Consider the following 12,082-nt stretch of genomic DNA (forward strand, 5'->3'; position numbering starts at 1 on the left):
GTAGCCCATTCGGCCGGCAGGGGATAGCCGAAAGGATGAGTGCCTTAACGGTCAAAGTCGATGAAACCAGTACAGAACAACAAGGGCTACTCGTCGCCGACCGAGATGATCCTGACCGCGGCGGCGCCCAACTCGTCGGAGGCGGCCAGGTCCACCTCGGCGGTGATCGCCCAGTCGTGGTGGCCGGCGGGGTCGTCGAGGATCTGGCGCACGCGCCAGCGGTCCGGGCCCTGATCGATCATCAGGAGGGCGGGGCCGCGCGCGTTCGGGCCGGTGCCGATCTCGTCGTGCTCGTCGTAGTACGGCTCCAGGGCGTCGGCCCAGGCGTCGGCGTCCCAGCCGGACTCGGCGTCGAGGGTGCCCAACTCGTCGTACCGGCGCAGGGCGGCAAGCTCGACGCGGCGGAAGAGCGCGTTGCGGACGAGCACCCGGAAGGCGCGGACGTTGCGGGTGACCGCGGGCGGCTGATCGGCCATCGCGGCCCGCTCGTCGGCGGTGGAAGCACCGGAGCGCAGCCGCTCCCACTCGTCGAGCAGGCTGGAGTCGACCTGGCGGACCAGTTCGCCGAGCCACTCGATGAGGTCGATGAGCTCCTCGGTCTTGGCGTCGTCGGGCACGGTCTGCCGGACCGCCTTGTACGCGTCGGCGAGGTAGCGCAGCACCAGCCCTTCGGAGCGGGACAGGCCGTAGAAGCTGACATATTCGGTGAACGTCATCGCGCGCTCGTACATGTCGCGCGCCACCGACTTGGGAGACAGCTCGTGGTCGGCCACCCACGGGTGCCCCTTGCGGTACGCCTCGAAGCCGACCTCCAGCAGGTCGGCGAGCGGCTTCGGGTGGGTCACCTGGTCGAGCAGCTCCAGGCGGGCCTCGTACTCGATGCCCTCGGCCTTCATCGCGGCCACCGCCTCGCCGCGCGCCTTGAACTGCTGCGCCGACAGCACCTGGCGCGGATTGTCCAAGGTGGACTCGATGACGGAGAGCACGTCGAGGGCGTACGTGGGGGACTCGCGGTCGAGCAGGTCGATGGCGGCGAGCGCGAACGGCGACAGCGGCTGGTTGAGCGCGAAGTCGAACTGTAGGTCCAGGGTCAGGTGCGGGACCGGTGTGGAGGAGACGACGCCCGCCGCCAGCAGGGCCCGGTAGATGGCGATCGCCCGCCGGATGTGCTTGCGCCGGGTGGCGGGGTCGTCGTGGTTCTCGGTGAGCAGGTGGCGCATCGCGGCGAACGCGTCACCGGGGCGGCCGATGACGTTGAGCAGCATGGAGTGGCTCACCGCGAAGCTCGACGTGAGCGGCTCGGGCTCGGCCTCCACCAGCCGATCGAACGTCGGCCTGCCCCAGCCGATGGAGCCCTCGGGTGGCTTCTTCCGCACCACCTTGCGGCGCTTCTTCGGGTCGTCGCCAGCCTTGGCGAGGGCCTTCTCGTTGTCGATGACGTGCTCGGGGGCCTGGACGACGACGTTGCCGACGGTGTCGTACCCGGCCCGCCCGGCCCGGCCGGCGATCTGGTGGAACTCGCGGGCCTTGAGAAGTCGGGTGCGCACCCCGTCGTACTTGCTCAGCCCGGTGAACAGGACCGTCCGGATAGGAACGTTGATGCCCACGCCGAGCGTGTCGGTGCCGCAGATCACCTTCAGCAGGCCGGCCTGGGCGAGGGTCTCCACGAGCCGGCGGTACTTCGGCAGCATGCCGGCGTGGTGCACGCCGATGCCGTGCCGCACGAGCCGCGACAGCGTACGCCCGAAGCCGGCGGTGAACCGGAAGTCACCGATGGCGGCGGCGATGGCGTCCTTCTCCGCCCGGGTGCTGAGGTTGACGCTCATCAGCGCCTGCGCCCGCTCGAGCGCGGCCGCCTGGGTGAAGTGGACAATGTAGACAGGCGCCTGGTGGGTGCTCAGCAGCTCCTCGATGGTCTCGTGCAACGGCGTCGTGACGTACGAGAAGAAGAGCGGGACCGGCCGTGCGGCCGTGCGGACCGCGGCGGTGGGCCGGCCGGTGCGCCGGGTCAGGTCCTTCTCGAAGAACGACACGTCGCCGAGCGTCGCGGACATGAGGACGAACTGCGCCTGCGGCAGCTCCAGCAACGGCACCTGCCACGCCCAGCCCCGGTCGGGCTCGGAGTAGAAGTGGAACTCGTCCATCACGACCAGGCCGACGTCCGCCTCGGCGCCCTCGCGCAGGGCGATGTTGGCGAGGATCTCGGCGGTGCAGCAGATGATGGGCGCGTCCTCGTTGACGCTGGCGTCGCCGGTGAGCATGCCCACGTTGGCCGCGCCGAACGCCTCGCAGAGGGCGAAGAACTTTTCCGAGACGAGCGCCTTGATGGGTGCGGTATAGAAGGTGGTGCGGCCGGTCGCGAGGGCGGCGAAGTGGGCGCCGAGCGCGACGAGGCTCTTGCCGGAGCCGGTCGGTGTGCTCAGGATCACGTTGGCGCCCGACACGATCTCGATAAGCGCCTCTTCCTGATGGGGATAGAGGGTGAGCCCCTGATCCGCGGCCCAGGATGAGAACGCGTCGAAGAGCGCGTCGGGGCCGGCGTCGGCCGGGCGGAGGTCGGTGAGCGTCATAACCGCTCAATAGTGCCAGGTATTACAACCAGCCACGCTCCCGCGCCTGCCAGCCGAGCTGAAGTCGGGACCGCGCGTTGGTCAACTCCATGAGGTGCTGCACCCGGCGCACGACGGTCCGCCGGCTTACCCCCAGGCGGGCGGCGGCTGCCTCGTCGGTCAGTCCCGCGACGAGCAGCGACAGGAGCTGGCGGTCGCTGCCGGAGATGGCCGAGTCGGCCCGCGGCGTGTCGGCGTCCGCCAGCGACAGCGGGGTGGCGAGCGTCCAGACCGTCTCGAAGAGCGCGATCAGCGCGTCGAGGAGGCCGCACGGATGCACCAGCAGCGCCGCGTCGTGCGCCGCCGTGGCGTACGCCAGCGGCAGCAGCGCCAGCTCCTGGTCGGCGATGGCGAGCTTGGTCGGCAGCACGTCGATGAGGCGGGCCTGCTCGCCGGCGCGCAGGTGGGTCGCGGCGGCGGCCGCCATGTCGCGGTCGGCGAGGGCGGCCGCGTCGTACACCGCCCGGTAGCTGACGCCGGCGGCCTCCCGGTCGAGCTGGGTGCGGTTGACCTCGGTCGGCTTCGCGTACGGCGGGGCCACCAGCACCCGCATCTCCCGCCGGGCGGTCCGCTGGATCCGGTCGAACGCCCGTCCCACGGCGGCCCGGCCGGACACGATCTCGATCAGCTCCTCGGTACGCCGGTTGGCGACCAGGTGCTGCGCCTCGTCGGCGAGCTGGTGCGCGGCCTCCCGGGTGCGTTCGAGCTCCTCCATGCGCCGGCGGACCAGCTGCTCCACCGCCAGGTCCGGCGGCACCGGGACGACCCGTTCGTGCGGTGGCGGCGTGCGGTGCACCAGTCCCTTGCGCTGCAAACCGGCGACCGCGCGGCGGACGCCGGCCGCGGTCAGGCCGACGCGGTCGGCGAGCTGGGGGAGCGGCGCGCCGCCCTGGCGTACCAGCGAGAGGTACGTGGTCTCCTCCGCGGCGCTGAGCCCGGCGGCCTGGAGCACGGTGGACACCCCCGTTGACGCATCTGCGACATGGCGCGACTGCGCTGACCGTAGATCCTTTACCGCCTTGATGACAAGGTGTGACGCTGCTCGCTGTTAGAGCCGCCACATGACGGGGAAGTCGTGGTCAGGTCATTACGCTCTGTAATTGCAGCGATCGCCTCTCTCGCCGCCGTGACGGCGGCCGCCGGACCAGCCGGGGCCGAGCCCCCCTCTGGCGCACTCGCGCCATCCTCGGCCTCGGCCGCCGGCGGCCAGCTGGACACCCTGACGCTCGTCACCGGGCACGTCGTGCAACTGTCCACATTGGCCGACGGCAAGCATGTGGTCACAGTGGATGGTGCCCACCAAGGCTTCCAGTTCGAGGAGCGCGACGGCGACGTCTACGTGATCCCGGACGAGGCCCGGCCCTACCTGCGGTCCGGTCGGATCGACCCGGCGCTCTTCAACGTGACCGACCTGGTCGCCGAGGGCTTTCACGACGCGGCACGGACCACGCTGCCGCTGCTCATCACCGGAGACCGCACGGCCCTGCGGGCCGCGCGGGCGGGCGTGACGCCGCGCCGCGAGCTGCCCAGCATCGGCGCCGTCGCGGTGACGGAGGACAAGGCGCGGGCGGACGAGTTCTGGGCGTCGATCGTCGCCGGCCCGGCGACGCTGTCCACCGGCGTACGAAAGATCTGGCTGGACCGCAAGGTCCGCGCTGATCTGGCCGACAGCGTGCCGCACATCGGCGCGCCCGAGGCATGGCGATCCGGGTACGACGGCCGCGGCGTCAAAGTGGCCGTGCTGGACAGCGGCTACGACCCGGCGCATCCGGCGCTCGCCGGCCGGGTGACCGCCGCGGCCAACTTCACCGAGGACGCCGACGCGGTCGACGGGTTCGGGCACGGCACCCACGTCGCGGCGACCATCGCGGGCCGGGACCGGGCCGGCAAGGGCGTCGCACCCGGCGCGGACCTGTTGGTCGGGAAGGTACTGGGCAGCGGCGGGTCGGGCGACCTGTCCTGGGTGATCGCCGGGATGGAGTGGGCGGTCGCGCAGGGCGCCCGGGTGGTCAACGTCAGCCTCGGCGCGCAGGCGTTCGAGGGCCCGGATCCGGTCGCGGACGCCGTCGACGCGCTGACCGCCAGCTCAGGAGCGCTCTTCGTGGTGAGCGCCGGGAACGCCGGGCCGGGCATGCAGACGGTCGGCACCCCGGGCACCGCGGCCTCGGCGCTGACCGTGGGCGCCGTGTCCAAGGTGGACGCCCTCGCGAGCTTCTCCAGCCGCGGTCCGCGCCTCGGCGACGCGGCCGTCAAGCCGGAGATCACCGCACCGGGGGTCGACATCGTGGCCGCCCGCGCCGCCGGCACCACGCTCGGCGAGGTCGTCGACGCCGGGCACACGTCGATGTCCGGCACCTCGATGGCGGCGCCGCACGTGGCGGGCGCCGCGGCCCTCCTCGCCCAGCGGCACCCGCACTGGCGGGCGGACCAGCTCAAGGCGGCGCTGGTCACGAGCGCACGCCCAGGGCAGGACATCCCGGTGTGGGCGCAGGGCGCCGGCCGGGTCGACGTGCCGGCCGCCCTCGGCCAGCGGGTCCGCGCCGACGCGGCGACAGTGTCCTTCAGCGCGGTGGCTGCGGGTTCCGGCACACGTATCGCACCGGTCGTCTATCGCAACACCGGCGACCGCCCCGTCACGCTGGCGCTGTCGGCGGGCGCCACCGACGCGGGCGCGACCGGAAAGCCGGCCGCGCTGAGCGTGTCGCCGGCCCGGCTGACCGTCCCGGCCCGGGGCCAGGCGACGGCCACGGTACGGCTGGACGCCTCGTCCACCGCGCCGAACCCGTACGCCGGGCTGCTGACCGCGCGCGGTGGCGGCCAAGAGCTACGCATCCCGATCGGCGCGATGGTCACCCCGCCCATCCGGACGCTGACCGTCGCCGCGGTGGACCGTGACGGCAAGCCGGCGCTCGGCTACCCCAACGTTGTCGAGCTGTGGAACCTCGACAGTGGACAGATGGCGTACGGGCACTTCGTCGACGGCGCGGCCACCATAGAGCTGCCCGCCGGGCGGTACGCGATGGCCACGTACGTGCACAGCCTGGACGCGGCCGGGTTCCCGCGCGACATGACGATGATCGCCGAGCCGGAACTGGTGCTCACCGGCGACCGCACCCTGCGGTACGACGCTCGGGCCGGCACCGAGCTGCGCGTGGACACCGCGCACCGGACCGCGGTGACCCGGGTCGGCTTGGCCTGGCAGCGCGCGACCGCGACCCGATCGGTCGTGCTCGGCTACTCGCCCAACCCGGACTACGCCCAGCGGCTGTACGCCACGCCGACCCGGCCGGTGTCGGTCGGCTCCTTCACGTTCGCCAGCCGGTGGGAGCTGGCGGCGCCCGAACTCACCGCCGAGGTGACCGGCGCGGGCGGGTTCCGGCTGGTCGATCCGCGGCCGTTGCCGAACTCGCCGTTGCTGGACGGCCCGGCCGCGCTCCGGCTGGTCGACGGCGGCGACGGGACGACGGGCGAGTTGGGTGCCGCGCGCGGTGCGGCGGTGCTGATCCGGGCGGCCGACACCGACGAGGGGACGGAGGCGCGGCTGCGGGCGGCCAGCGCGGCCGGTGCCCGGGTGGTGTTCCTGACCGCGGCGCAGCCCGGCTACTTCTACGCGAACGGGTACGGCAGCGCGGTCCCGGTGTACGCGCTGGACCATGCCGACGCGCAGCGGCTGCGCACCGGCATGCGACTCGCCCTGACTGGCACGCCGGTCAGCCCGTACCGCTACGACCTGCTGCTGCCCGAGCCCGGACGGGTGCCGGCCGACCTGCACTACACCGGACGGGAACTGAAACTGGCCACCGTGGACACCGAGTTTCACGGGCACGGCACGCAGATGCGCGCGTTGTCGTCGCGGGCCGGGTTCACCGCCGGCATCGACGTCGCGCTCGCGTTCACCCGCCCGGTGACCCAGGCGTTGCGGCGCACCGACTACGTCAGCGCGCAAGGCGTGACGTGGCGGCACCAGGCCAGCGCCGAGGCGTACCAGCTCGGCCGGCCGCAGGGGACGATGTTCGGGCCGCTGCGCGGATACCGGCAAGGCGAGCGGGTGCACGAGGTGTGGTTTCCCGCGCTGACCCGGCCGGCCATGCCGCAGGCGCTGGTCGACTACGCGTACGGCGTACCGGTCAACCGGGCCCGGGACGCGATCCGGGTGGCGGTCCCGGCGTACGCGGACGGGCTGGCCGGCGCGTACGGGTGGGCCGACCGCGTCTCGGACCGGACGCGGCTCACGCTGCGCCGCGGCGACACGGTCGTGGGGGAGAGCGCGGCGTCCAGTGCCCAGTTCACCGTGCCCGCGCGGGACGCCCGGTACCGGCTGACCCTGGACGTCGTGCGGGACAGGTTCGACGAACGGGTGTGGTGGACGACCTCGACCGCGACGTCGACGACCTGGACGTTCCGGTCCGGGCGGCCGGCAAAGGGCGGGCCGGAGGTGCTTCCGCTGCTCCAGATTGGATACGACATCGCAACCGACGTGTCCAATGTGGTCCGTGCCGACCGGCCGTATCCGCTGGTGCTGCGGCCGGGCTATCAGCCGGGTGCGCGTGGCCGCGGCCCGATCGTGCTCGCGGTCCGGGTGTCCTACGACGACGGAGCGCACTGGCAAGCGATCCCCACGTCGCGTGGTCGGGCGATTACCGCGATGCTGCCCGCGGCGCCGGCCGGTGCGCGGTTCGCCACGCTGCGCGTCACCGCCGCCGACGCGGCGGGGAACGAGATCGAGCAGACGATCATCCGGGCCTGGAAAGTGAGGCGTAGCTAAGTCGCGGCACAGCGAGTATGCTGCCCCCAATAAATCCATATCTATTAATGGTTATTGTGCTCGTGCTCCTTTTAGGGGGCGCCCCATGGGCAGCGGAAGCGCACCAGGCGCGAGCCGGATAGCCGTATGCTCCGCTGACCAGCTCCGTCGAGAGGCGCTGGCCGCCTATCTTGGCAGCCTGCCCGACTTTACGCTGGTTGGGCGGGTAGCCGACGGGCACAACCTGGTCCCGTTGGCGGAGCTGCAGCGTCCGGACATCGCATTGATCGATGGGGGGCACCGCCCAGGCGAAGCGGTGCCGACCCTCCGGCAACTCCGTGACCGGTTCGCGCTCATGCGGCTCGTCCTCGTCTACGAGCGGCTTTCCACCGAGGAGTTCACGGCGGTCCGCGAGTCGGGCGTCGCGGCGGTGGTGCCGTACGCGCACGGCCTCGGCGGCCTGCTGTCGGTGCTCCGGGCGCTCGCGACCGGCGTGCAGCCCAACGTGAACGGCCGCGGGCTCACCACCCGCCAGCGGGAGATCCTCCTGCTCGTCGCGTCCGGACACCACGTCAGCGAGATCGCCGAGATGCTCGACATCAGCCCCGGCACGGTGGAAAACCACAAGCGTCGCGTGTACGCGAAGCTGAGCGCGACCAGCGCCGCGCACGCCGTGGCGCGCGCCGCCTCGCTGGGCATCATCGACAGCTCCCCACCGGCCCGCGTGGCCCGCCCGAGCGAGGAGACGGCCGAGCCGGCCGGGCGATCGGTGCTCGCGGTGGCCGTGGGCCATCCCGGCCCCGTACTCGACCGCGTCGTTACCACGCTGATCGCGCACCGGCTCGCGGTCGTGCGCGAACACTGCCCGCAGGCGGTCGCTCAGGTGCACTGGCTGCGCTCGCACCGCGGGCCGGTGGTCCGCGTGCTTGTCAACCCGACCACCGACCAGTGGTGGATCGGCGCGACGCTGGGCTGGGCGGCCATCATGGTGCACGACGGCGTCGTCGACCAGCGCGGCATGGAGCAGGCGTTGACCCACGGGGTCCTCGCGGTCGTCCACGCCGAGCACGTCGAGCGGCAGCTCGTACCCGTGCTCAACCTGGCCGCCGCCGGTTACATGGTGATGGACCCGTCCGCCACCGGGCACTTCACCGACGCGATGTGGGCCAGGTCCGCGGAGCTGCCGTCGGTGGGGCCGAGCCTTACCGCCCGCGAGCACGACATCCTGCGGTCGATCGGCCACAACCACACGGTGCGGCAGACGGCGCGGACGCTGGGCATCGCGATGAAGACGGTGGAGAACGCGCAGGGCCACCTCTTCCGCAAGCTCGGCGTGCACAACCGCGCCGCGGCACTGGCCAAGGCGTACGCCCTGGGCCTGCTGCAGCCGAACGACGCCCGCGCGGACGTGGTGCCGCGGCCGATCTGAGCGGTCCGGGTCGCGGCGCTCACCGCGACCCGGACCGAGCCACCGTCCTTAGTGGATTCGGGAGCAAACGCGCGCGGTCACCACGACACGGTCGCGGGGGCCGGACAGCGGACGGGTGTAGGTGTACGTCGTAAACGCCACGTCGTCGAAGCCGGCCTCCCGGCACTGCTCCAGCAGATAGCCGGCGGAGAGCCAGTGCACCGGCACGCCCGGCGCCGGCTGCGTGTCCCGCCCCTCGCGGGTGCTGTCGTTGGAGATCACCAAGATGCCGTCCCGAGAGAGCCAATCGTGGATGTGTTTCAGGATCGGCACGAGACCCTCGTCCGGGTGGTAGATGTGGCCCAGCAGGCCGTCGGCGTACACGACGCCCCACTCGCCCGGCCGTGGCGCCCAGGTGCGGATGTCGGCGAGCTCGGCGCGTAGCCCCTTGCGCCGCGCGATCTCCACCGCCCGGTCCAGGACGTCCACCGCGAGCACGTCGTACCCGGCGCGGGCGATCTCCGATTCCACCGCGGCATTGCCGCAGCCGACGCTGATCAGCCGCGGTGTTTCGGCCTGCTCCAGGACTCCGCGCAGGAATTCAATCATCCATTGCCGGTAAGGTGTGCTGTACGTCGATGGGGTTACGGAGTCGCCATTGGCTGCGCCGCCCTCCCAGATGTCGAACAGGCTCAGCTCATTGTCGCATAGGTAAAACGTACGCAACTGTGCGATGCTGGTCATTTTTTCGCGCCTTTCCCCAGGATTTCTTTACTGAAACTAAGACGTCTGCAAACGAGACTGCCCCGGTCACCTCCAGGTGCGGAGCAGCGCGGATGGTCAGGGGTTATGCGGCAGGAGGCGAAGCGTAATTCGGCTCTCCGCACCTGCCAATCCCCCGGGGAACCGCCTAGTACGAAACCTCCCGGGGGTGGGGAAGGAGTACATGTGTGTGGCGCTGAGCGATTTTTTTTGCCGCTCAAGTTGCGGCCGATTGGGGCCCATGATAGGCCGGTCGAGTGCGGCAGGCGGCAATTGTTGTTCGCTATTCGTTCCTGGGGAGGCAACGGTTGTGTTCATGACCCGCAAAGCTCAGATCGGCTCCGGCATGCTGGGGCTCGCTCTCGGCTATTTCCTCTGGTACACGCCCTACGCCGGGCTCACGAAGGCGCTGTCCAGCGGGCTGCTGCCCGGGATGGACGACCGGGTCGGCGGCCTCGTGCTGCTGCCCGCGGCGGCGCTCGGCACGCTCGTCGGGTCGCTGGCCTTCCTGAGCGTGTCCGGCTGGTGGCGGTACGCCGGTCGCCGGACGGTCCGCGGCAGATCCCTGCCCTGGCCCGGCCGTACGACGGTGACGGCCGGCTTCTTCATGGCCCTTATCATCGCCACCACCACGCTGAACTACACGTTCGCCGGGGTGTCGATCCTCTTCATGCTGCTGATGATGCGTGGCGGCGTGCTCGTCCTCTCGCCGATCGTCGACGCGCTGCGCCGGCGCCGGGTCCGCGTCTACTCGTGGGCCGCCCTTGGGCTGAGCCTGCTGGCCGTCGTCACGGCGCTGGCCGACGTCAACAGCTACCACCTGACGGTCGCGGCGGTCCTGAGCCTGGCCATCTACCTGACCGGCTACATCGGACGGTTCGAGACCATGAGTCGGGTCGCGAAGACCGGCGATATCGAGGTGGACCGGCGCTATCTGGTGGAGGAGCAGATGTCCGCCGCGGTCTGGCAGGTCGGCCTCTGCGCGGTCCTCGCACTCATCGGCATCGGACCGTTCCTCGGCGCGCTGCGTGAGGGGTTCACGTCGTTCCTGCTCACCCCGGCGGTGCTGGGGGCGTTCGCGGTCGGCCTGCTCTACGAGGCGCTGTTCATCTACGGCACGCTGATCTACCTGGATCCGCGCGAGTACACATGGTGCGTACCCGCGAACCGGTGCGCCAGCCTGCTGTCCGGCCTCGTGGCGTCGTACGGGCTGGCCTGGCTGACCGGCATCGCCACGCCGGGTGCGGGGCAGTTGCTGGCTACCGCATTCATCGGCCTGGCCATACTCGCGCTGAGCTATCCCGCGTTGCGCGCGGCCGTCCGCCGGCCGGCGGTGGTGGTGAGCCCGCGCCGGATCCTGTTCGTCTGCGGCGGCAACACCGGCCGTTCGGCGATGGCGGAGGCGATCGTCCGGGCCGAGGCGGCCAGCACGCTGGTGGCGCGCAGCGCCGGCCTGTCCGCCCGATCAGCCGGCGCGCCCATGGCCGAGCCGGCCGTCGACGCGCTGCGCGAGCTCGGCGTGCCCGCCCATCGGCACCGGGCCCGGCAGCTCACCTGGGAGATGTGTCGGGACAGCGACGCCGTCTACTGCATGACGCAGGCGCAGCGGTCGGCCGTCGAACAGCTCGCCCCGGAGGCCAGCGGGCGGACGTACTGCCTGGACCCCGGGCAGGACATTCCCGATCCGGCGGCGTCGCCCGATCCGCCCGTCGCCTACCAGCGGACCGCGCGCCTGATCCGTGGGCACGTGCGGACCCGGCTGCGGGAGCACCTCGTCGGGGTCGGCGCCGTCCAGGCTCAGCCGCAGGGCGGTGGCTGATCGTGCCATTCGACGTACTCCGCCAGCACCGCACGCTCCGGCGCGAATCCGTTGACGCTGGCGGTCGGGTCCGGGTAGCCGACCGCCAGCCCGCAGGCCACCAACCGGTCGCCGAGGCCCAACGCCCCGCGCAGCACGTCCGGATAGCCGGCGACACTATACTGTGGACAGCTGCCCAGGCCGCAGGCCACCAGGCCGAGCATGGTGTTCTGCAGGAAGAAGCCCAGCTCCAGAAACGTGCCGGCCGCCGCGTCGGCCGGCAGGTGGAAGATGAGCGCCGCGGGCGCGCCGTGGAAGTCGAGGTTGGCCCGCAGGTGCTCGCGGCGGCCCGCCTCGTCGTCGCGAGCGATGCCCAGCGCCCGCAGCAGGCCGGTGCCGGCGATCCGGGCCCGTTCCCCGGTCACCGCGTCGATGGTGTCCGGCCGGTTGCGATAGTCCGGCCGCGGCGGCGCGCCCCGGTCGAACTCGGCCCGCAGCCGGCAAGCCAGGGCATCCCGCGCCGCGCCGGTCACCACCGCCACCCGCCACGGCTGCGCGTTGCGGGTCGAGGGCGCGTGCCCGGCGACCGCAAGCACCTGTTCCAGCACCTCGCGCGGCACCGGCCGGTCGAGGAAGGCGCGCTTGCAGTGGCGTGCGGTCGCGATCGCGGCGAACTGCGTCCAGATACGGTCCACAGCCTGCCAAGTCTTCGGGCACGGCGGCCGGCTGTCCAGTGGCTGATAACCCCCGGGGTGGTGCCG

The 12,082-nt window shown here is 71.8% G+C and carries 7 protein-coding genes; 3 read left to right on the forward strand and 4 right to left on the reverse strand.

Features of this window, described 5'->3' with window-relative positions; genetic code table 11:
- Positions 1-86: 86 nt before the first annotated feature.
- Both Prum_RS30110 and Prum_RS30115 read right to left on the reverse strand, forming a co-directional pair.
- Positions 87-2,570: a DEAD/DEAH box helicase gene (locus Prum_RS30110; RefSeq protein ID WP_173079544.1), complete on the reverse strand. Its 2,484-nt coding sequence runs from the start codon at positions 2,568-2,570 to the stop codon at positions 87-89.
- Between the two features lie 22 nt (positions 2,571-2,592).
- Positions 2,593-3,570 (reverse strand): TrmB family transcriptional regulator, encoded by a 978-nt coding sequence (locus Prum_RS30115; protein ID WP_218577395.1) that lies wholly within the window; start codon positions 3,568-3,570, stop codon positions 2,593-2,595.
- A gap of 165 nt (positions 3,571-3,735) precedes the next feature.
- On the opposite strand from Prum_RS30115, the gene Prum_RS30120 reads away from it, so the two are divergent.
- Together Prum_RS30120 and Prum_RS30125 are read left to right on the forward strand one after the other, a co-directional pair.
- Positions 3,736-7,374, forward strand: coding sequence for a S8 family serine peptidase (locus tag Prum_RS30120; protein WP_173079545.1), 3,639 nt, complete (start codon positions 3,736-3,738; stop codon positions 7,372-7,374).
- Positions 7,375-7,669: 295 nt separating this feature from the next.
- Positions 7,670-8,782: a LuxR C-terminal-related transcriptional regulator gene (locus tag Prum_RS30125; protein WP_173079546.1), complete on the forward strand. Its 1,113-nt coding sequence runs from the start codon at positions 7,670-7,672 to the stop codon at positions 8,780-8,782.
- A gap of 48 nt (positions 8,783-8,830) precedes the next feature.
- Here the strand turns inward: Prum_RS30125 and Prum_RS30130 are convergent, their stop codons facing one another.
- On the reverse strand, positions 8,831-9,505 hold the full coding sequence (locus Prum_RS30130; protein ID WP_173079547.1) for a class I SAM-dependent methyltransferase: 675 nt from the start codon (positions 9,503-9,505) through the stop codon (positions 8,831-8,833).
- Positions 9,506-9,839: 334 nt separating this feature from the next.
- Here Prum_RS30130 and Prum_RS30135 point away from each other — a divergent pair, with 334 nt between their 5' ends.
- Entirely contained in the window at positions 9,840-11,342 is a 1,503-nt protein-coding gene (locus Prum_RS30135; protein WP_173079548.1) for an arsenate reductase/protein-tyrosine-phosphatase family protein, read from the forward strand.
- On the opposite strand, the gene Prum_RS30140 is transcribed toward Prum_RS30135, so the two are convergent.
- Positions 11,321-12,016: a nitroreductase gene (locus Prum_RS30140; protein ID WP_173079549.1), complete on the reverse strand. Its 696-nt coding sequence runs from the start codon at positions 12,014-12,016 to the stop codon at positions 11,321-11,323. The two genes, Prum_RS30135 and Prum_RS30140, sit on opposite strands and share 22 nt — an antisense overlap.
- Between the last annotated feature and the right edge of the window lie 66 nt (positions 12,017-12,082).

Origin of the sequence: Phytohabitans rumicis (genome assembly GCF_011764445.1) — a bacterium.
Lineage (GTDB): Bacteria > Actinomycetota > Actinomycetes > Mycobacteriales > Micromonosporaceae > Phytohabitans > Phytohabitans rumicis.